The following is a 21,365-nucleotide window of genomic DNA, read 5'->3' on the forward strand; positions in this document are numbered from 1 at the left end:
CTCCCTATCCGAATTTTCGGCACACGGCGTATTTGGAGTACGCCGCATGACGCCTGTTGGGAATCTGCACCGCCATGCGCACTATATCGGGCAGAAACGCGTCGTATTTGACCTCGACCACCACGATGCCATCGTTTACCGGCAGGCTGAACGCCGCGTCGAGGAAATGCTCGGGCGTGGCGCGGCGCAGGTTGCGATCGATAGTGATGCGGCAGTTGCCGGGCGCGTACGTGTACGCCTCGCGGTCGTAAACGGTCGCGATGCGGGGCGCAAGCAACTTGCCGCGCATCTTGCTGTACAGCTCCACCTTGAGCGGGTCGTCGCTCTCAATGAGAAACGCCGTATCGCCCTCGATTATCCGACGCGCTTCACTCAGGGTCAGGCGCGCCGACCGTTTGCTGCACAGACCGCCCTGCTTGATTTTCTTTTCCAGCTTCACGAACGAGGGGGCGCCGCCGTAGTAACGCAGACGGAATTTTTCGCGGCGATCGATGCCCTCGATTTTCTGGCGCAGGGCCTCGTCGTAGGGGGTATCGAAATAGAGGCTGGTGATGCGATAGGTTCCGTCGGGTCCCGCATGTGCGTCGCGGCCGAACAGAAGCGCGAGGCGCGCAGACAAAACGCGCGCCTCGGCATGGTTCACTTGGTGCTTCAGCTCGTGGCGGAACGTGCAAGGCGCATATGCGCTAATCGTCGTAGCCGGAATCGCCATAATTGCTGTATCCGGAATCTCCGCCGCCACCGTAGTTGGAGTTGCCGCCTCCGCCGTAGTTGGAATCGCCGTAGTCGGAGTTGCCTCCGCCACCGCCACTAGGCGGGGTCACCGGAGCGGGGTCGGGCTCGGGTGCAGGAGTAGAGCTTCCACCACCCGAGGAGCCAGAGCTTCCGCTGCCCGAGCTTCCAGAAGAGCCGCCCGAAGGCTTGGAGCCGCCGCTCGATCCGCCCGTCGAAGGCTTGGTGTAATTGGAGTCGCCGTAATTGCTGTAGCCGGAATCGCCGCCGCCCGAGGCGCCGCCGGACGAACCGCCCGAAGATCCACCGGCAGAGGAAGACCCGCCGGAGTTCGAGCCGCTCGAAGGCTTGGTGTAGTTGGAATTGCCGTAATCGGTGTTGTCTTTGTCGTAATCGGTCTTGCCGGCGTAGTCGGTGGTGCCGTCGTTTTTGTCGTCGTACCTGGAATCGCCGTCGTTGTTGGGGCCGTAATCGGTGTCGTCGTAATCCGTCACGCCGTCGTTGCTGGGGCCGTAGTCGGTGTCATCGTAGTATGACCAGCCATAATCGGTGGTCCCCGACACGGCGAACACCGCGTTCACCTTGTTGGTGTGAGCATAGGAATCGGCGCCTTCGACGATATCGTTCAAGAAATTGTGCGTCGGCATGTGCGAGCCATCCTCGAGCTCGATTTGCACCTGGCGGCCTTCCCCTTCGACCTCTTCAACGAGGTAGCCCGCCTCGTTGAACTTGCCGAGCAGGGCCTCAACCACGCTGCGGCATGGCTGCCCGATGAATTCGGCGTCGTCGGGAACAAGGGCGCGGCCGTCGTCGTTGAGGCCTTCGACCTTGACCACGTTGCCGCTCTTGTCGTAAGAAACGGCGATTTCAGGATTCACGCGCAATACGATCGTGCCGTAGATCTCGTCCTCAGCCGAGGAAACGGCGGCTTCGCCCGACGCGATTGCTTGGGAGTTTTCCGCAGAAGCCTGCTGCGCACAGCCCGCAATCAGCGCGCCGCAAAGCATCAAAGAGAGCGTCGCGGCCAAAAGAACGGTAAGTCGCTTCTTGGTCATAGTTCTCACATCCCCTCGTAGGCCCAGAAGCAATTCTGTGCTGTGAACCTTCGCGTCGTCGGGCGGAACTCGGCGGCGCGCGAGGATGAAAGCCAAAAGCTCCACCTTGCGAACACAAAGGTCGCCTCTCCCCTTTCTTATCGGGGAGAATATTGTTAGCGAAATTGTTTCATACAAAATGGGAGCCGACAACGGCATTTTTGGCGAATGACGTGCGCAAATGTAAATTGTTTGTCAAGGGAATGTAAAGTGGGCGGCAAGGGGCGCGCCCGCACAGCCGACACGCCTCTTGCCCCTGTTGCGCCTATGCCGAGTAATACCTGAACAGCCCTCGCTCGTCTATGCGACGCACGATTTCGCCGCGCTCGACCAGGCAATCGAGAATCACGAAGCTTTCACTGACGATGCACCAGCGCAACGCGGGATTGACCGCCATCCAGTCGCTCGTGTCCACGCTGAATTTGATGCTTTTCACCACCTGCTCGCCCGTGATTCCGGGGTGTTCGCCCACGTAGCCTTTGACCTCGGCCAAGCGCTTCTCGTGATGCCTGATCAGATGCAGCGTGCGCTCGCGCCACTCGGGTAAAAGCGGCCCGTGGGAATGGCAGAGCAACGATATATCCATATCGGCAACCGCTCGCAACGTGCGAAGGTAGGAATCCATCACGCCGCTTGCCGACGGGTGCAGCTCCAACACAGGCGACACGACAAAGAGAATGTGATCGCCGCCGAAGAAAAGCCCACACTTTGGCTCATAGAGCGACAAGTGACCCGAGGTATGCCCCGCCGTGTCCACCACGCGAAGCGTATAACCGCCCACGCGAATCGCATTCCCCGGCTCGACCAGACGGACGCTCTTGCCTTCAAAATGCTCTTTGCCCTCGTGATCCTCGAACGAAGCGTAGACAGACGCTTCTTCTTCGGGAATCCCCTCTGCGACAAAGCGGTCGAAAATACGCTTTTTGAACCCCGGAGCCGCGCGCTCCTCGTTCAGCTGAAAATCGCGCTTACCTATATAGAGAGGCCGTTCGGAAGGCACGACGCGTTTTACCAGCCCAGTATGATCCTTATGCAGATGAGTGAGGAAAAACGACGTGCGCTCCGGGGTGGCGCCGATCAGTTTCAAAGCTTCCGAGAACACCGCCAAGCCCTCTTCGCTCGGTGCCCCCGTATCCACCACGAGGCACTCCCCCTCGTCGCAGAAAGCGTAGCAATTCGTTGAGTCGGTTGTGATATTGGGATAAGGCACACGAATGAGGTAGACGTCGGGGGCGTCATGAATCTGCTGGCACAATCCCCCGTTTCCTATAGGTATGCCTTCATGTAGATCGCCCATAGCTGCCCACTCTTCCATTCAATCATGCGCGCCGTCGAAGATGGCCGTCCACGCTTCAACGTTTGCCTCGACGCCCGTTTGCTGCCACATGCGCAGGAACGCCCGAAGCCGAAGCGTGCCAGACGATTTGACGCCCGCGTTTCTTTCTGCCGCTTCTATGGTACTGCGAACTGAGCCGAACGTCATGGCGGCAAAAACCGAAGGGGCGAAATTCGCGGCGCCATCGGACGGGGTACTCATCGAAATGCATATCGCTGCATACAATGTGCCGTTTAACGCCCTTAATGGGGCGCTTGAACGATAAATTATGCATAAATACTCAATTAACTGAATATTAACAAAATCTTATTGATTTTTGCGAATAAGTATTCGATAATGCCACTACTCCAACGCGGTAAAGTGTTGGAGCCCGCCTTTGGGGTCTGCCGCGCAAACGACAGACCCGACAGAACGAACCGCCACATACGCGAACGAAGGGATTCGATATGACCATGCGACGCCATAGCTTCCGACGCCGACGACGATGAGCCTGGTTCAATCCTCGCGTTTTGTTTTGATTGCTCTCAGCGCTCGCTCGTTCCGTCAGAAACGTCGAGCGTTTTTCTTTTTCCCACCAATCGCCCGAAAGGATTATTCCATGAAAGCCAAACCCGCATCCAAAAGCCTCCCCACCTTCCTGTTAGGCCTGCTTGCCGCCATCTCGCTGGCCGCCGTGTTCGCACTGGCCGGCTGTTCCTCGGGTGGCACCGCCGATACCGCATCCGACAGCTCGAGCGATGCTGCCGCCACCGATGACGGCAGCTACACCCTCGTGGAAGACGGCAAGCTCACGGTTGCCGCATCGCTTGACTTCCCGCCGTTCGAGAACCTGGTAGACGGCCAGGCCGAGGGCTTCGAGGTGGACCTGATGACCGCCATCGCCGAAAAGCTGGGCCTCGAGATCAACTACCTGCCCACCATGAAGTTTGATACCATCATTCCCGCCATCGCCGCGGGCGGCACCGCTGACGTGGGAGTTTCCGGCTTCACCATCACCCCCGAGAGGGAGGAAGAGGTCGACTTCTCCACGCCCATCTGCGACACCAACCAGTGCATCGTGGTTCCCGCCGGCTCCGACATCACCAGCCAGGAAGACCTTTCCGGTAAGAACATCGGCGCCGAAAGCGGCACCACCGGCTATGACTGGATTTTGGAAAACGTGCCCGATGCCGCCCAGACCACCGCGTTCGACGAGTACACCGCCGTTTTCGCCGCCTTGCAGTCCGGTCAGGTAGAGGCTGTGGTGCTGGACATGCCCGTTGCCGAGTACTACATCAACTCCGCCTACGGCGATTGCGAGATCGTTGAGGAGATTCCCACCGGCGAGCAGTACGGCATCGCCGTGAGCAAGGACAACCCGAACCTGACCGCCGCCATCAACCAGACGATCGCCGACCTCCAGGAAGACGGCACCTTCGCCGAAATCGAGGAGAAGTGGTTCGGCTCCCAGGAGTAAGCCGCAAGCTTAGTTCTTATACACCCAAAATAGACCCGTCCATACGCGGTGCCGAACCCGGATTTGGCACCGCGTTTTGCATATTCTTCTAAGATTTCTTCAAATTTCCTGGTGATATATGAATGATGGACAATTTAAAATGCATAAAACCAAAGAATATAGAATATTTTGCATTGTGCATTGATTTTCGCCCAGGCGTGGTCGATAATGGCAGATACTTCAGTACGCTAAAGCAGAGTAGCATCCAAAGGAAGGAACCAACAACCATGATGCGACGCCTCAACATCCGACGCCGAAGAAAGAGGAGCCTGCTTTAGCCCCGTGCTTGAACACTGTCTCTAGCAGCGCTCGTCGTTTCTCAACGTACGGGCGCTGTTCTTTTCTGGGGATGAGACAGGGGATGTAAAGGGAATTGCGTAACAGAAAGGAATGCCATGAAAGCCAAAACCTACGCAAGCCACCTATCTAAGTTTCTGCTGTGCCTGATCGCGGCGCTCTCGCTGTGCGCCGTGGTCGCGCTGGCGGGATGCTCGTCGAACAGCGACACTTCCACCGACACCTCCGCGAACACCGAGGCCGCCGAGTCCACCGACACCAACACCGCCGCCACCGACGACGGCAGCTACACCCTCGTGGAGGACGGCAAGCTCACCGTGGTCGCCTCCATCGACTTCCCTCCGTTCGAGAACCTGGTGGACGGCCAGCCCGAGGGCTTCGAGGTTGACTTGATGACCGCCATCGCCGAGCAGATGGGCCTCGAGATCAACTACCTGCCCACCATGAAGTTCGACGCGCTGGTGCCCGCCATCGCTGCCGGCGGCACGGCCGACGTATCCGCTGCTGGCATCACCATCACTCCCGACCGCGAGGCCGAGGTCGATTTCTCCGATCCAATCATGGACTCCAACCAGTGCATCGTGGTAAAGAAGGGCTCAGACATCACCGGCTCCGCTGATCTGTCCGGTAAGACCATCGGCGGCCAGAGCGGCACCACCGGCATCGACTGGGCTAAGGAGAATGCGCCCGACGCCGAAATCAAGACCTTCGACGAATACACCGCCGTGTTGGCCGCCCTGCAGTCCGGCCAGGTGGAGGCCGTGGTTATGGACAAGCCCGTGGCCGATTACTACATCCTTAACGCCTACCAGGATTGCGAGGTTGTTGAGGCCATTCCCACCGGCGAGCAGTACGGCATCGCCGTGAGCAAGGACAACCCGAACCTGACCGCCGCCATCAACGAGGCGCTCCAGGCGCTCAAGGACAACGGCACCTACGAAGAGATTCAGATGAAGTGGTTCGGCACCACCGACTAACGCCGTCCGGGGAGCCGTGCGACACCGCGCGGCTCCCTACGCTTGGGCGGGAGCATCCCGCACGCTCCCGCCCCTTGCGCATCCTCGGCATCGGCGCGCACCTGCGGCGCTTCGATGCCGGCGATGCGATTTCAACCGTCGCGTCCAATCCTTCCACCACCGAAAGGCATGACATGAACACGTCTATCCCGAAAGCATCCCCGATCGCGCGTCTCGCGCTCGCGATTGCGCTCGTCCTCGGGCTTTTTGCCGCGGGCTCGCTCCTTGCGCCCCGCCAGGCACAGGCCCTCGAGGTCACGCAGTGCACCGCAGCGCCCAACGAAGACGGCGGCAACCAAATTCTCGGCGGCGCCGAAACGCGCATCACCTGGCGCGGCCAGGCAGCCGAGGACGAAAGCGTGACATCCATCGTGCTCACCATGCCCGAAGGCCTGCAGTTCGATGCCGAGGGCGTCAAAGTGACCGGCCTTGATGACCTTGATCGCGTAGAGCTGAACGCGCAGGTCACCATCCCCGGCGACGGCACCATGCATATCGACTTTCCCGAACCCGCGCCGGCCGGCCTTTCGTTCCTCGTAGAAACCTACGGCGCCACCTTCCCCGCCGAGGGCGGCACATTCACCGTATCGACCCAGATCACCGATGCCGACGGAACCGTGACCGACCTGGGGCCGTCGAGCGAGATCCAGGTGGCAGGCCTCAGCAAATCCGAGCAAATTTCCTCGTGGCTCGAAGGCCAGGAATGGGTGCAGGCATGGAATTCCAACCGCTTCCTGCACATGTTCTTCGACCCCACGCTCATCGTGACAAGCGTCCCGAGCGTAGCACAGGGCTGGGTTACCGCGCTGGGCATCGTGATCATCGCGTTCCCGCTTGCCATTGTCGTGGGCTTTCTGCTCGCACTGCTGCGCATGTCCAAGCTTCTTCCGCTGCGCGCCATCGCCTCGTTCTACGTCAACATCGTGCGCGGCACGCCAATGTTTTTGCAGATCTACATCGCGTTCTTCGGCCTGCCGCTTCTGGGCGTGAACATCGACAATTTCGCACTAGGCTGCATCGTCATGGCGCTCAATTCATGCGCGTATTTATGCGAGATTTTCCGCGCCGGCATCCAGTCCATCAACAAGGGGCAGTTCGAAGCCGCGCGTTCGCTGGGCATGACGGCGCCCCAGACCATGCTGAACGTGATCATCCCGCAGGCGTTCCGCAACGTAATCCCCACGATGACCAACGAGCTCATCACGCTGTACAAAGACACCTCGCTGCTCGCCGCCGTGGGCATCATGGAAACGGTTATGTACGCCAAAACCATCACCGCGGCCACCGGCAACATCACGCCCTATATCGTGGCGGCCCTGTTCTACCTGGTGGTGACGCTGCCCATGACTGCCATCACGCGCCGCATGGAGACGGGCTCGACCAAGAAAACGTCGGGCAAAAAGGGCAAGCGCTCCGGCAAGCTCTCCGATGGAAAAGGCGGCTGGACGCCCGCCACTGACGGCACCTCCACCAAGCTCGAAGTCAAGCAGCCCGACTATTTCTAAGACTCCAGGAGAGATGACGATATGACCACTGAGACCATCAACACTTCAACTCCTGTCGAGGGAGCCGAGCAGCCCATCGTTCGCATCCAGGACCTTCACAAGAGCTTCGGCGGCACCGAGGTGCTCAAAGGCATCGATCTTGATGTGCATCGCGGCGAAGTGGTAGTTGTTCTGGGGCCATCCGGCTCGGGTAAATCCACTATGCTGCGCTGCATCAACCGCTTGGAGGAGCCCACCAGCGGGCACATCTGGTTCGAGGACGTAGAGATCACCAATCCCAAGACCAATCTGAACAAGGTGCGCGAGCACGTGGGCATGGTGTTTCAGAGCTTTAATCTGTTCCCCCATCTCACGGCCAAAGAGAACGTGATGCTCGCTCAGCGCAAGGTGCTCAAGCGATCAAAAGAGGAGGCGGCGAAAGTCGCCGAGGAGCAGCTTGCGCGCGTGGGGCTGGCCGACCGCATGGACCATCATCCCTCCGAGCTGTCCGGCGGCCAGCAGCAGCGCGTGGCCATTGCCCGCGCTTTGGCGATGGACCCGCACGTGATGCTGTTTGACGAGGCGACAAGCGCCCTTGACCCCGAGCTGGTGCGCGGCGTTTTGGATGTCATGAAAGAGCTTGCGCGCGGGGGCATGACCATGATCGTCGTGACCCACGAGATGGGATTCGCCCGCGACGTGGCCGACCGCGTGGTGTTCATGGAAGGCGGCGTGATTGTCGAGGAAGGAGCGCCTGACCAGGTGTTCGGCAATCCCAAATCCGAACGCACGCGCGCATTCATCGGCGATATTTCGTAAGGACAGCAGCAGGTTTTTCGCTGAAGCCGGCAAGCGCCAAATCCTTGTCACCGCGACCGAAGCACGGGGTAGACGCCAAAAGAAAAACCGCTAAGTGAATAACTTAGCGGTCTACCTTATAACGGCGCTGCCCACATACCCAGCATGGGCGAACCGTTGGGCATATCCTGCCACAGGACATGCCTTTTGTCAACGCTTGCGACGGGCGCGGAAGGCTTTCATGGGCTCTATGCGCAGGCCGTGCTTGTTATAGCTTACGGCCAGGTCACCCTGGATATTTGCCACATACCCCGACTCCCCAAGACCCTTCATGCACGCTTTGATCGAGGCGCTTTCGACACGCTCGTCGTGTGGCAGCATCATTGAAAGCAGCCTGTCGAGCACGCGCCGAACAAGTGGGCCCTCTTGCTCGCGCAACTCAGGCGCAAGCAGCACGCCATCGCGAATGGTCGAGCCAAGCGGCGTGGCGAGCGTTACCAAAACCTCGCGTGCCCTTGCGTCCAGCATATCGTCCTCATCGGCAATCAGGTTCATCGTGCGGGTGAGCGTTTCCAGCAGCTTGGGGTTGCGCTGTTTTGCGAGCGGGATGATCTCGTGGCGCACGAATGCGCGAAACCGATCGGTGTCAGCGTTCGTGGCATCTTCTCGCCACAGCTGCCCCGCTTCATCGGAAATCACGCCGTCACGTACTTTGATGTAGGCTCGTAAATCATCACGCCCCTCTTCGAGAAGCGGTCGGCACACGCGGCAGCCCTCGAGCATCACATCATGCCGCATGGAGCGAAACCCGCCCGGCCCTGTTCCCACGATGGATCGCATATAGAAGTTCTCCATGCGGTCGTCAGCGGTGTGCGCCGTGAAAACGCGCCCCGCCTCGAAAGGGAACCCCATATGTAGACAGGTGCTCTCCAGCGCTTCGCGCGCCGCCTTGTATCGCTCGGCCCGTGCGATCGCCTCCATGTTGCCGCCGCTGCGTGCCACGAGTTCTGCGACATCGATGTCGCACATGAAAAGCGGGAATCCCAGGCCATTGGCCAAATCCGACACAAAGCGGGCGTCGCCGTCGGACGCCTCGCCGCGAAGTTTGTGGTTCACATGCAGCATCGTGACCGCACCCAAGCGCCCAGCCGCCACCAGGTCGGCGGCCAAATACGCAAGCGCGGTGCTATCCGACCCGCCGCTCACCATGAGCAGCACCGGAGTATCGGCCGTTGCCATGCCGCGCCCTTCGATAACGCGCGCAACACGCTCCGGCAATGCAAGTCGCTTAGCCACTCCCTACATCGCCGCCTCGAAAATCTCGGAGAACTCTTTGAGAAGACGCTTCACGGGCAGGCCGACTACGTTATCGTAATCGCCCGCGACACCCTTGACCAGCGCGCCGCCTTCGCCCTGGATGCCATACGCCCCCGCCTTGTCCATGGGCTCGCCCGTCGCCACGTATGCATCGATCTCCTCATCGGAAAGCTCCCTGAAGGTCACGTGGCTCGTTTCGGTGAGCGTACGAAAGCCAAGAGAGACGTTTTCCTTGTCGGGAGCGGAAATCAGCCACACCGACACACCCGTAATCACCTGGTGAACGCGGCCCGAAAGCTCGCGAAGGATTCGCTTAGCCTCCTCCTCGTTGGCAGGCTTGCCGTAGATGCGGCCGTTCAGCACCACCATGGTGTCGGCGCCGATAACGGCCGCCGCGCCTACATAGTCAGCGCCCAGAACCTCTTGCACCACGGCGCCAGCCTTGCGCTCCGCCAGCTTTTTCGCCGCCTCGTGCGGATCGCGGAGAATGTCGGGCTCCAGCGTCTCGTCCACCTCGGAGGTGCGCACGGTAAACGGCACGCCCTCGCGCTCGAGCAGCTCCTTGCGGCGTGGGCTGCCGCTTGCCAGAATGATGTCGATTTTTTGGCTCATGAATTCATCCTTGCTTCCCTGCCGCACCCAAAGCGAGCCGGCGCGGCGCAAATACCTGTTCTTTGACCATAGAATACACAATCGCCCCGCTCGAACAATGCCGAGCGGGGCGATTTGTCGCAAAGTCTGCGCTTTACTCCTGGAACAGCGCGGTGGACAGATAGCGCTCGCCCGTATCCACGGCGAACGTCACGATGTCTTTGCCCTTGGCCTCGGGGCGCTCTGCCACAAGCTTGCGCACGGCAGCCACGTTCGCGCCGCTGGAAATGCCCACGAGCAGGGCCTCCTGCGTCGCAACCCATCGCGCAGCCTCAAGGGCTTCCGGCGTGGTGACGCGAATCACGCCGTCGAGCGCCTTCAGGTCCAACGTGTCGGGGATGAAATTAGCCCCGATCCCCTGAATGCCGTGCGGTCCGGGAGTAAGCTCCTCGCCCGCCAAAGCCTGACCGATAATGGGGCTCTCCGCAGGCTCAACCGCATAGATTGACACATGGTCAGACGACGCGGGCTCGGTCGCCGCCGTGCCGCCGCCATTGAAGTAATGCGCGGTGCCCGACACCGTGCCGCCGGTACCCGCCGCCGAAACGACGTAATGGGGAGCATGCCCCAATGCCTGCATGATCTCGGGGCCGGTGGTCAGCTCATGCGCCGCGGGATTGTCGGGGTTGGTGAACTGGCCCACAATCCAAGCGCCTGGCGTTTCGCGCTCGATGCGCTCAGCCTCGGCGACGGCGCCCGCCATACCCTTTGCGGCAGGCGTCAGCACGAGCTCGGCGCCATAGGCCGCCAACAGCTTACGGCGTTCGACGCTCATGGACTCGGGCATGGTCAAAATCACGCGATACCCACGCGCCGCACCGATCATCGCAATGCCGATTCCGGTGTTTCCGCTGGTAGGCTCCACGAGCACACTCTTGCCAGGCTCGATTTCGCCACGTGCCTCGGCCGCATCGAGCATATTGCGTGCAGCGCGGTCTTTGATGGAGCCGCCCGGGTTGGCGGCCTCGTACTTCACGTAGACATTCGCGCCCACCTCCGCCGAAAGCTTCTCTAGCTTGATGAGCGGCGTGGTGCCGATGGCGGCGCTGATTTCTTCGGACATGACAATCACTCCTTCCGCGGCGCAGTGCGCGCCGCGTTGGGCGCGGCAAACGAGCGGGCGCAGAGCCGGGCGCGTTTGCCGCGCGCGCTTATAATTCGCGGCCATCATAGCGCTGGAATGCGGCACTGCACCACACTAAAGTGTGCCATCACATGACCAACAAATAAATGCGACACGTTTTGCATCATATGCACGGAGCGCGAAAACGCTCCTGGCCTTCCGCGGTAGCCAGACATCCCTAGCGATCCATGCGCTCAAACGCCACGATGTTTTCCACGTGGGGCGTATGGGGGAACATGTCCACCGGCTGCATCTCCGCTATACGGTAGCCGTGCTCCACCAGGTATTGAGCGTCGCGCGCCTGCGTTTGGGGGTTGCAGGAAATGTAGACGATACGCCGCGGTGCCAGCGTGCAGGCAGCTTTGAGAAAGTCGGGCGTGGAACCCGCACGGGGCGGGTCCATCATCAGCACGTCGAGCGATGCGCCTTGAGCCGCCAGATCGCGCATGTAGGCACCGGCATCTGCCGCGACGAATTCCGCCGCCTCCACGCCGTTATGCCGCGCGTTATTGCGGGCATCCGCCACGGCATCGGGACGCTCCTCCACACCAATCACTCGCGCCGCGCCGGGTGCGCCGTCTACCCCACGCGCTGCCACCAGGCCTATTGTGCCCGTGCCGCAATAGGCGTCCATAAGGATTTCGCCACCGGTCAGCGCCGCCATTTGCACCGCGCGACGATACAGCTCCTCCGTCTGCACCACGTTCACCTGGTAGAACGACTTGGAAGAAATGCGAAATGTGAGCCCGCACAGCTCGTCCAGAATGAAGCCCGGGCCATACAACGTGCGCTCCTTATCGCCCATGATGACGTTGGTCTGGCGCGTATTGACGTTTTGCACCACCGTTGTGATGCACGGATGCGCCTTGACCAGCGCCTTCACGAATGCGCGCGACGCCGGAAACTGGTCATCGCGCGTGACGAGCGTGACCATGACCTCGCCTGTGGCATGCGCCACGCGCACCTGAACGTGGCGAAGAAACCCGGTATCGGCATCTTCGTCATAAGGCGCCACGCCGAACCGCGGCATCATGTTGCGAATCGTGAGGATAATGCGCTTGGCAATGCGATTTTCGATCAGGCACTCGCTGGAATCAATCACGCGATGCGTGCCCTGTGCATACATTCCGCAAAGAATGCGCCGGCGACGCGCGCGCTTGTCATACACGCCCACGAAGGGCGAAACCACCTTGTTGCGATAGTGGGTAGGATCGGCCATGCCAATGATTTCGTATACGACGCCTCGGTCGTCGATAAGGCCAGCGAACAAGGCCTCCATGCGACGCTGTTTTTCGCGCAGCTGCTGGGGGTAAGGAACGCTTAGCAGCTGGCATCCACCGCACTGACCGTCGATGGGACAGTAGAGGGCGCCCGGCGCAAGCTCGGCTCGAGGCGCATGCGCATCTAGCGCACCGCCCTGCCTAGCCGAGGCCTTTTTCGCACGCGGGCCTTTCGAATTGAAGTCCTTCGCTGCCAGCAGCTTTCCAGCCGCACCGTGATACGAAAAGCCGGAGCCTTTGTGGCGCATCGCACCCGAAGAGTCGTGCTCCGCCAGGCGCTTCGCTTTAACGGCGCCTTTCGAAGCTGCCTGCTTTCCGCGCTTCGCAGGACGCGTGCTGAGTTTGCCGGGGCGCGCAGACGGCTTGCGGCGAGCCGTGGCTGACCCGCGCACAGACTGGGCATGGTTTTGGTTTTGTCTATTTCCGTTTTTCATACGAGAATTGTACTATGGAGTGCCATCGAGCACCGCAACGCTCAACGATGACTCCACAAGCGACCACGCCATACCCCAAGCCCAGAAAGGATCGAGCCCATGCCGCCCGAGGCGCAACCGATAATGGAATGGATTGTTTGCTTTGCGCCTGTCGCCGTGCTGTTTGTGGGCATAACCTTCGTTCGCGCAAAAATCCCCGCAGCCGCCGGAACGGGACTCATCGTATCGCTTGTCGCAGCGGCAATAATCGGGGGCATAGGAGAGAGCCGCGTGCTCGAGGGGGCAGAGACAGGCATCTCTTCGGCGCTTTCCATCTTGTACGCCGTGTGGCCTGCCATGTTCTTGTACGACATCCTGCGCGAAAGCGGCGCGTTCGAAACCTTGCGCACGTTTGCCCAGTCTCTCACGCAGGACATGCTGGCGCTCGTCTTGCTGTTTGCGTGGGTGTTCTCCAGCTTTCTGCAGTCCATCACGGGATTCGGAGTGCCTGTGGCGGTGTGCGCGCCGTTTTTGGTGGCACTCGGCATAAGGCCCGTACCCGCCGTGACCATGACCCTCATTGGCCATTCGTGGGGCAATACGTTCGGCACGCTGGGAATGGCATGGGATGCCCTCGTTCAGATGGGGCCCGTGGAAAACACGAGCGCAACGGCGCTTTTTGCAGGGGGACTGCTTTGGGTGGTCAACCTGTCGGGTGGCATGATTGTCACGGGGATATACGGAGGCCGACGTGCGCTCAGGCACGGCTTGCCTCTGATCCTGCTTATGTCCATCATTATGGGCGGAGGGCAGACGGCGGTATCGCTCGTTGACACCACGGTCGCGTGTTTTCTGCCGTCGACCATTGCCCTTGTAGCATTCGCTCTCCTTATTAAATTTGGTTTCTACAAGAAACCATGGCATTGCGATTCTTGGGTGTCGGAAATCGACCCTGCAACCATATACTCCGACGACGCCCGAAGCGGAGACGCGGGCAATCAGGAGGAGGCTACGGTTCTGAATCGTAAAGATGAGCCTCAAGCCGAAGCCTCGCCCCGCTCAACGGCCCAGTTGCGGTACGAAGGCGCCATTCGCCAAAGCGGCTGCACCCCTTCGCTGCACGAAGCGGCGCTATGCGCTAGCCCCTTCGCATTCCTCGTAGCCATCTCGCTGGTGATTTTCGTTGTGCCCGGCGTACGGGAATCCGTCTCGACCGTGCAGGTAGGCGGCATTCAGATCGTGGGGCATGCGGGGTTCGCGCTTCTTGCGTCGTGCCTGTTCGCAAGCATCGTCATGACGCGCGCAAATCGTCTTGACGCTCGCAAACGCATAGACGCCTGCCGCGAAGCACTTAGACGGCTATGGAGCGCATCGGCCGGCATCATCCTCCTTGTCATCATGGCGCGCGTCATGCAGACCACCGGGCAAATGCAGATTCTTGCCGAAGGGGTGGCGTCCGCGACAGGCAGCGCGTACCTCCCATTCGCTCCGGCCCTGGGAACGTTCGGAGCGTTCATCACCTCGTCGAATATGTCCTCGAACATTTTGCTCGCAGGATTCCAGCATGCCATGGCGAATAGCCTAGGGGGAAATCCGGCGCTTTTGCTTGCAGCGCAAACGGCAGGCGGAGCTGCAGGCGCAGCGATTGGGCCTTCCACCATATTGCTCGGCGCCGCAACCGTAGGCGCAACCGGAAGGGAGGGCGAAATGCTCAAGCCCCTGCTTGCGGTGAGCTTCGCCCAGGCAGCCGTGCTGGGGATTATCGCCTGGGCCATCTCGGCCGTCTGATGAGTATGGCGCGGCACAACGCGGCCAACGGCAGCACGACGCAATGCAGCGGGCATGACGTGGCATGATGTGGCACGGCGCAACACGACGCGACATGGTGGAGCGCGATGCGGCACGACACAACACGACACAACACGGCACAGCACAGCGCGCCATGTCGCAACATGACGAAACACAACGCAACATGATGTAACACGACACAGCACGACGCAGCATGGTGCAACAAAAGCCAATTTGCTGCAGTTTTTGCGCTTCTCCCGAAGTAGCCCAATCGGCGCGATGCCATGACCTGGGAAAACGCAGAGCCGAATGGCAGTGTACTCGGAGCATCCCTCGAAAACTGCAGCAAATCGCCTTCTTTTTCAGCCGAGCATGCCAAACCCCGCTCCTCTACGCGTACCATCGCCCCAATACCCGCTGCATGCCTCTATCGCTCCTCCACAACCTCATCCCGTTTGCGCACATCATCGCCCCCATGCACGCCATGGGCTACAATAGTGCGTTACGCATCCCGCGCTCTCGCGGAGTTTCGGCTACCCGACAAGATCTCGCTGACGATTTGCGAGGCATTGTGCGTTTGCATACCTGTATCTCACCGACCGAAAGGTCTCGCATGGCTGTTCGAATTAAGGAGTTCTTTGAATTCCTCTGGTTGTACTTCAAGGGGTTTCGCCCCGTCGAGTTCGTGCGCGGCAATGACCGCGTATCGCTTCATGCATGCGGATGGCGCGCCAATGGCACCGGCCGCATGAAGCGCGCCAAAGACGCCGTTGCCTATCTTGACGCGGCCGATGCTGAACAATGGAAGCAGATCTACTGCGGCTTAACGCCTTTCCTGGTTTCGACCAAGGGCAACGTGAAGCAAATTGACGGCAGCCCCGCCAAGCTGTTCCTTGCCAACGGTCGCTATCAGATTCAATACAAGCCCGAGGATGCGCGCGGACGCGGCAAAAATGGACACACCCATAAAAAGCGCGTTTATCGTTCCATGCTGGTGGCGATGGCGTTTCTGGATTTCAAAAAGGGCGACACTGCGCACGAAATCCATCATGTAAACGGCTACCGCACCGACGACCGATTGGCAAACTTGCTGGTGCTCACGCACGAAGACCACATCCGCATCCACAATATGGGGCCTTGCGCCCTCTCGGGCACGCGCGACGATGCGCTTGCGATGCTCGCCTCCTCTGCTCCTCTCACCGCCAGCGAGGCCGAGGAGGGTCGCGGCCGCACTCGTCGCCGCAAAGCGAACGCCGAATCCGACCAAGCCCAGGCGACAAACGACGCTCCGGCAAGCCCTGCCGAAGAGCGCTGCGAGCCGGAATCCCCCAAGCCGAAACGCCGCCGCGGAAAACGCGGAGGCAGGCGCCACAAGAAAGCGCAGGCGATCGCGGCAAACGCAACAAACGCAACAAACGCAACAAACGCAACAAATGCCAACGGTGAACAGAACGCAACGCTTACAGCCCAAAGCTGCACCGGCTCCTCCAGCGCAGCCGACGAAGCCCCGGATATTACCGTCCCCGCCAACGAAGGTTCTGGACTCCCGGAAGCCATTGGCATCACGAAAGAGCATGCCGCCGCCGTGCACGATTCCGGCCGCATCGATACAGCTACCGCGGCAAAAGCAGATTCGAAATCACATGTTTGCCCCAAGGAGTCCGAGGCGACACGGGAGCACACTTGCACCGAGGCGTCTCAGGAGGAGCGCGAGCACGCTTGCGCCGAGGCGTTCCAGGAGAAAAGCAAGCGCGCACACGAGCCCGAAGAGAAGAAGAGCAGGGCGCACGAAATCGATGAAACCATTGATTGGGCGACGGCACGAGACGCGCTCGAAGAGCAGCTTGCGACCTACCTCGCAAAGAGCGCACCCGAACCGCCGACGAGCTTCCCCACGAACAAGCAGCTCAATAAAAACGCGAAGCCGGTGTATAAAGCGCTCAAGCCGTTCCTCTCGTGCCCCGATGCCGTGGCGCAATTCGACACCGCCCTTTCATGCATACGCGCAGTCGTCAGCGCTGAACATGAGTGGGGAGCAACCGGCCCCGCGCCCATCCAGTCGCTCTTGGGTTCGCTGCACCAGCTTCTCAAAGAAGCCGTTAAGCGACTTGCTCTTGGCGATAGCGTAGAGCGCGCTTGCGTTGAGGAGCTTCTGAGCGAAGAGGTTGAAAAGCCCGCCTACGAAAAAACCTCCACGTTGCGCAAGCTTCGCCAATGTCTTTCGATTGCGCGCGCAAAAGAAGAGTAGACGGAGCGGTGGACAACGAAAGACCGAGCGGAGCCTAGCAAGGTCGAGCAAAGCCGAAAAGACACCAAGCAGGAAGCCGTGCGCCCATCCGAAGCAGCGGCCGAATTAACGCGACGAGCATAAGGCAATGGCTCGGCCGGAGAAGCGGCCGTACGCCAAGGCGGCAGTGTCGGCAAAAGCGACCGGACGCCTAGAGCCGCATGCGCCCAAAGCGCAGGAGCGCTCGATGCGCTACGCGCGCCCGAACCTGCGCTCCAACGTGTCACGCTCGTTTATTGCGTTTTGGTAACAGCTCGGCAATGGCAGCATGACGGAACAAACCCGACCCACCGCGCCGATCGAGCACTGCGATACCCTCTCGTAAACAAGAGATTGTCCCTTGGGGATGCCGCTGCCTAAGGTGCCACGCCCCAATCGCCAAGCATCAGTGCCCGCAAGCACGAGAAAGGGTAAACATGCCCTCTGGCATGTTTAGTCCGTGGCTGGAATCGCTGCTTGTCTGCGCGACACGTTCCTGAGTGCGCAGCAATCAGGAACCGCATAAAGAGAAAGGACAGACATGGGCTTCATACTCCGCTGGATCGTTACCGCCATCGCGGTTGCGGCCGCCGTTTGGATTGTTCCCGGCGTCGAGGTCTCCTCCGCCACGGAATCCTGGGTGGGGGTTGCCGTGTTCGCCCTGCTTTTGGCGTTGCTGAACATGTCCATCAAGCCCATACTGCAAGTTCTTAGCCTGCCCATCACCTGCCTCACGCTGGGCATCTTTTACCTCGTAGTCAACACGTTCATGCTCTACCTGGCATCATGGATAGCGACGGGGCTTTTTGATACGGGAATCGTCATAAGCAGTTTTGGAAGCGCCTTTGTGGCGAGCATCGTGATAAGCATAGTGAGCTCTATCTTGAGCTCCGTGACGGGTGCGGACAACAATTAGAGAGGCGATTGCGGCAGACGCAGCATCCAGCCCACAAGCCTTTACCGGGCGGCTCGATTCGCCTGCCGTCGTCGCCGAAATCGCAACGACGCAGCACCCATCCCAAAAGCCTTTCGAGAATACCCGTGCTTGAAGGCCCAACCCGCATGAGCTATCCGCTTGGTGCGGCGCGGGGTCCGTGCCAGGCGTATTTCATGCAGCTTCATGCAACCGGCTTCATGCAACCGGCGCCACTCCTTCCTGGCGCCTCATGCCCTATTCCGCAGAAGCGTCTTCCTCTTCCACGAAAAACGATACCCCATCGGGAGTGGGGCTCGCCTGTCCGCGATCGTTCACCGAACGAACCAGCAAGCGGAATTCGCCGGGCGCCTTTGGCGTGTAGGCAAAACGCCAATGAACCAGCTTATCGCTTGTCGCCCCAGGCGTTTCATAGGTCGTCCAGCTTACGCCTCCGTCTATCGAGAATTGCACTGCCGTAATGGCGCGGTCGTAGTCCGTGGCGTAGCCTTCGAACACCATCTCTTTTCCAACGGTGCCAAACTGCATGGGAAGCATGGCAGCTCCTTCCTGCTCATTCGCCCTTGCTTATACCCGTCGCTTGCCGCGGATGACGGGCATAAGCAAGGGCCCTCAAACGCAAAGGCGGGGTCGAGCATACCAGAAGGTGTGCCCGACCCCGCACTGCTATCGGAGAACGCCGGGGTGAGGGAGGGGAATTGCCCAACAGGCAGACGATTCAAAAACCCGGCGTATCCCCTTTCGAACTACTGCACGGCAGTGATGCCGGCGTTGGGACGATTCACGTATTCGCCATCGGCGGCTTGCTCGGCGCCTGGCGCAGCGGGAACCACGTCCTCGTGAGTGACCTTGATTTCCACGATGTTGCGCGTGAAATACTTCGCAGCGGTAGAGTCTATCCACAGCTGATTGGTCCCTCCAACGGATTCGGACAAATCTTCGCCATTGATTTCATAGGTAACCACGGCGCTGCGAGACATCACGTAGCTCAAAGGCAAGGAAGCCTCATAGCCGTCCTCGGAAACCAACGTCACGGTATTGGCATCGGCCGCAGGCATGGCGCGCGCAATGATGGACGCCAGGGGCACGCCCGTGACCTGGGCGTTGATGGATGCGGGGCCGCCCGCTCCATTGGAAACGCACGTGCAGCCCATGATCATGGTGCCTTCGCTCTCATCGGCGAGCTCGCCGAGCGTGGCGGAGTACGCCTGCTGAACATCGCCGCTCACAGAAATTGCCCAATCCTCGGCATCCGCGACGGTCAGCTCGCTTGCGGCGTCGCACAAGGCGATGGATGCCTTTTGGAACACCGATTTGATGACCTCATTGGGCGTAATGGTGCCCTGATCCCACGTGAAGGTGCCTTCTACCTGGGTCTCGGTCTGGATATCCTGTCCGCTGGCCTGCACCAGAACGGCGGAAGCGTTGCCAACCGAGGCGGTCGAAGCAGAGTCGTCCACGGTGGCGGCGAAAGCGGATGCGGCAGGCATGGCGGTCATCGTAACCGCTGCCAGCGCGGCGACAACGTTTTTCTTGCGACTCATTGCATGCCTCCTTCTATTCCTCGACGGTTACGAACAGCGTGACGGGCTGCTTCATCTGGTTGCCCTGGTCGTCGGTAGCAGACATCTTGATCTGATACACGCCGGCCTTGGTGGGCGTCCAGCTCAGGGAGTAGCGCACCCACTGATAGGGGTCGAAGTCGGAAATCTCGGAGTTGACGTCGTAATCAACCCAGGATTGGCCCATATCAAAGCTGAAGCTGATGGTCTCCAGGTTGCCCTGAACCCTGTTCCACGTATACACGGCACCGCTCAGGTCGACGGGCTCGCCAACCTTATAGGTGTTGCCGTCGTTCTGGAACCACATGCCGTTGATGGCGTAGCTCGGCGAAGGCTCGTCAGACATGGCCATCGTGGGAGCGGTGAACGGAGCCTCGGCATATGTGAAGTCAACAGAGGTCACGTGCTTCACCTGGCGCGCACCGGGGTTGCCCTTCGAGACCAGAACCATGGGAGCGCCGTCGTCGGGGGTGAGGTCCTCGCCATAGAACTTCGTCACGATGTAGGCGTCCTTGGAATAGGTGCTCGCCTCAAGCGGCATGACGAATGCAGTCCATCCGTCTGCTGCCGTGGCGTTAACGGCGTTGTTGCCGTCCACCAAACCGCCGCACTGCTCGATCAGGTACTCCATGGAAACGCCCGTCATGGGAATGTTGGACACAAGCGAGCCGCCAGATCCGTTCGTGGCGCACGAAAGCTGCATCGTGAACTCGGTCTGAGGCATGGTCTCAAGCTCTTCCTTGGTGAAGGTCTTGGGGTCGTTCACGCCCGTGATGGAGAGCGTGTTCTCATCGCTGCAAACGGCATCCCAGTCAAACGGTTCGCCGTTCTTCTCGGTGACCTCAGGACCCCAGTTGTTCACGATGAACACATCTTCGTGATCGGTGACCTCCTGGTCGAACGTAGCCTCAACCTGCGGCTCGGCATCAAGGGTGACCTCGGTCATGTAACCGCCCGAGAAACCGCGGGACTCGGCCCATTCGCGCACGTTGGAGGTGTTCTGCTCGGCCCACACGTAGCCGCCCACGGCCGCCTGATCGAAGAAGTCATCCCACAGCATGAACTGATAGTCGCCCTGGCTGCCATCGGAGTTAACAGCGTGGCAGCTCCAGCAATTGCCGTTGGAGGCAACGAACGTCTCGTTGCTGTAGTGGCTGGCATGGATAAGGTCACCCAAGTACGGACCGGTCAGCTGGGTGTGCCCGCGATGGCACGGCTCGCAGTCCTTATACGTCAGGTTCTTATCGTAGCCCGTATGGGTGAGAATGTGCTTATACCCTTCCTTGAGGTTCATGGTATCGAACAGGTTGGGATGGCACGAGTTGCACCCGCGGTTGCCCGTATTGAGCAAATCGGTATTTGTGTACGTATCCGGGAACATCCCCGAATCATTGTTGAGGAAGTTGGGGTATCCTTCCAAGATCTCCTCGTCACCAACGCTTTGGTCGGACGAGGTGTCGGTTGACGACGTGACTTGCGGAGCGCATCCCCAGCATGCTGCCGCAACGAGCGCTATGCTCGCCGTGGTTGCCAGAGCTGCAACAATACGCTTTGTCCGCGATCTTCCGACAGGCTTTGCTGCATTCGCCTTCATCTCCTTCTCCTTCCTTCAATCCCCCTTGCTGCCTCTGGGCGCATCCCTATGGACAGGCCCGAAGCGAATGTACGCTGAATGACGTATTTTGTAATCGGCAAGCGTTATTGAAAGAATTTGACGCTCCTTCCCCAATCTCATCAACTGTTGATGAAGTGCTCATCAACGTGCGCGAATAGGATATT

Annotated in this window: 17 protein-coding genes; 7 read left to right on the plus strand and 10 right to left on the minus strand. The window is 59.9% G+C overall.

Annotation, left to right across the window (positions count from 1 at the left end; genetic code table 11):
• Positions 1 to 4: 4 nt before the first annotated feature.
• From DMP06_RS05665 to DMP06_RS05675, 3 genes are all read right to left on the minus strand, one after another.
• Positions 5 to 712, minus strand: coding sequence for a polyphosphate polymerase domain-containing protein (locus tag DMP06_RS05665; RefSeq protein WP_123208780.1), 708 nt, complete (start codon positions 710 to 712; stop codon positions 5 to 7).
• Positions 687 to 1,787: an anti-sigma-I factor RsgI family protein gene (locus DMP06_RS05670; RefSeq protein ID WP_123208781.1), complete on the minus strand. Its 1,101-nt coding sequence runs from the start codon at positions 1,785 to 1,787 to the stop codon at positions 687 to 689. Before DMP06_RS05670 ends, DMP06_RS05665 begins: the two co-directional genes overlap by 26 nt.
• Positions 1,788 to 2,091: 304 nt before the next feature.
• Positions 2,092 to 3,123 (minus strand): MBL fold metallo-hydrolase, encoded by a 1,032-nt coding sequence (locus DMP06_RS05675; protein ID WP_161957836.1) that lies wholly within the window; start codon positions 3,121 to 3,123, stop codon positions 2,092 to 2,094.
• A gap of 637 nt (positions 3,124 to 3,760) precedes the next feature.
• On the opposite strand from DMP06_RS05675, the gene DMP06_RS05685 reads away from it, so the two are divergent.
• The 4 genes from DMP06_RS05685 to DMP06_RS05700 all read left to right on the plus strand — a co-directional run bounded on the left by DMP06_RS05685 (position 3,761) and on the right by DMP06_RS05700 (position 8,273).
• Positions 3,761 to 4,618 carry an ABC transporter substrate-binding protein gene (locus DMP06_RS05685; protein ID WP_123208784.1) on the plus strand — a complete coding sequence of 286 codons (858 nt, stop codon included), beginning with the start codon at positions 3,761 to 3,763 and terminating at the stop codon, positions 4,616 to 4,618.
• A 434-nt stretch (positions 4,619 to 5,052) separates the two neighbouring features.
• Complete coding sequence (locus DMP06_RS05690; RefSeq protein WP_123208785.1) at positions 5,053 to 5,931, plus strand: basic amino acid ABC transporter substrate-binding protein; 879 nt, start codon at positions 5,053 to 5,055, stop codon at positions 5,929 to 5,931.
• Positions 5,932 to 6,104: 173 nt separating this feature from the next.
• A complete protein-coding gene (locus DMP06_RS05695; RefSeq protein WP_123208844.1) occupies positions 6,105 to 7,475 on the plus strand; it encodes an amino acid ABC transporter permease in 1,371 nt (456 codons plus the stop codon).
• 21 nt (positions 7,476 to 7,496) lie between these two features.
• Positions 7,497 to 8,273 (plus strand): amino acid ABC transporter ATP-binding protein, encoded by a 777-nt coding sequence (locus tag DMP06_RS05700; protein ID WP_123208786.1) that lies wholly within the window; start codon positions 7,497 to 7,499, stop codon positions 8,271 to 8,273.
• Positions 8,274 to 8,462: 189 nt separating this feature from the next.
• Here DMP06_RS05700 and tilS read toward each other — a convergent pair whose 3' ends face one another.
• The 4 genes from tilS to rlmD form a co-directional block, all read right to left on the minus strand.
• Positions 8,463 to 9,491 (minus strand): tRNA lysidine(34) synthetase TilS, encoded by a 1,029-nt coding sequence (gene tilS / locus DMP06_RS05705; RefSeq protein WP_123208787.1) that lies wholly within the window; start codon positions 9,489 to 9,491, stop codon positions 8,463 to 8,465.
• Positions 9,492 to 9,551: 60 nt separating this feature from the next.
• The gene (locus DMP06_RS05710) at positions 9,552 to 10,181 is read right to left on the minus strand and encodes a Maf family protein (protein ID WP_123208845.1); all 630 of its coding nucleotides are present in this window, start codon (positions 10,179 to 10,181) and stop codon (positions 9,552 to 9,554) included.
• Between the two features lie 133 nt (positions 10,182 to 10,314).
• Positions 10,315 to 11,289, minus strand: coding sequence for a cysteine synthase A (gene cysK, locus DMP06_RS05715; protein WP_220092541.1), 975 nt, complete (start codon positions 11,287 to 11,289; stop codon positions 10,315 to 10,317).
• Between the two features lie 232 nt (positions 11,290 to 11,521).
• Positions 11,522 to 12,871 carry a 23S rRNA (uracil(1939)-C(5))-methyltransferase RlmD gene (gene rlmD / locus DMP06_RS05720; RefSeq protein ID WP_123208846.1) on the minus strand — a complete coding sequence of 450 codons (1,350 nt, stop codon included), beginning with the start codon at positions 12,869 to 12,871 and terminating at the stop codon, positions 11,522 to 11,524.
• A gap of 309 nt (positions 12,872 to 13,180) precedes the next feature.
• Here rlmD and DMP06_RS05725 point away from each other — a divergent pair, with 309 nt between their 5' ends.
• From DMP06_RS05725 to DMP06_RS05735, 3 genes are all read left to right on the plus strand, one after another.
• Positions 13,181 to 14,824 carry an L-lactate permease gene (locus DMP06_RS05725; protein ID WP_161957837.1) on the plus strand — a complete coding sequence of 548 codons (1,644 nt, stop codon included), beginning with the start codon at positions 13,181 to 13,183 and terminating at the stop codon, positions 14,822 to 14,824.
• A 613-nt stretch (positions 14,825 to 15,437) separates the two neighbouring features.
• On the plus strand, positions 15,438 to 17,072 hold the full coding sequence (locus tag DMP06_RS05730; protein ID WP_161957838.1) for an HNH endonuclease family protein: 1,635 nt from the start codon (positions 15,438 to 15,440) through the stop codon (positions 17,070 to 17,072).
• Positions 17,073 to 17,631: 559 nt separating this feature from the next.
• Positions 17,632 to 18,006, plus strand: coding sequence for a phage holin family protein (locus DMP06_RS05735; protein WP_123208791.1), 375 nt, complete (start codon positions 17,632 to 17,634; stop codon positions 18,004 to 18,006).
• A gap of 255 nt (positions 18,007 to 18,261) precedes the next feature.
• Here the strand turns inward: DMP06_RS05735 and DMP06_RS05740 are convergent, their stop codons facing one another.
• The 3 genes from DMP06_RS05740 to DMP06_RS05750 all read right to left on the minus strand — a co-directional run bounded on the left by DMP06_RS05740 (position 18,262) and on the right by DMP06_RS05750 (position 21,180).
• Positions 18,262 to 18,561 (minus strand): molybdopterin-binding protein, encoded by a 300-nt coding sequence (locus DMP06_RS05740; protein WP_123208792.1) that lies wholly within the window; start codon positions 18,559 to 18,561, stop codon positions 18,262 to 18,264.
• A 209-nt stretch (positions 18,562 to 18,770) separates the two neighbouring features.
• Positions 18,771 to 19,568 (minus strand): molybdopterin-dependent oxidoreductase, encoded by a 798-nt coding sequence (locus tag DMP06_RS05745; protein ID WP_123208793.1) that lies wholly within the window; start codon positions 19,566 to 19,568, stop codon positions 18,771 to 18,773.
• 13 nt (positions 19,569 to 19,581) lie between these two features.
• On the minus strand, positions 19,582 to 21,180 hold the full coding sequence (locus DMP06_RS05750; RefSeq protein WP_123208794.1) for a molybdopterin-dependent oxidoreductase: 1,599 nt from the start codon (positions 21,178 to 21,180) through the stop codon (positions 19,582 to 19,584).
• Between the last annotated feature and the right edge of the window lie 185 nt (positions 21,181 to 21,365).

Source organism: Slackia equolifaciens (assembly GCF_003725995.1).
GTDB lineage: Bacteria > Actinomycetota > Coriobacteriia > Coriobacteriales > Eggerthellaceae > Slackia > Slackia equolifaciens.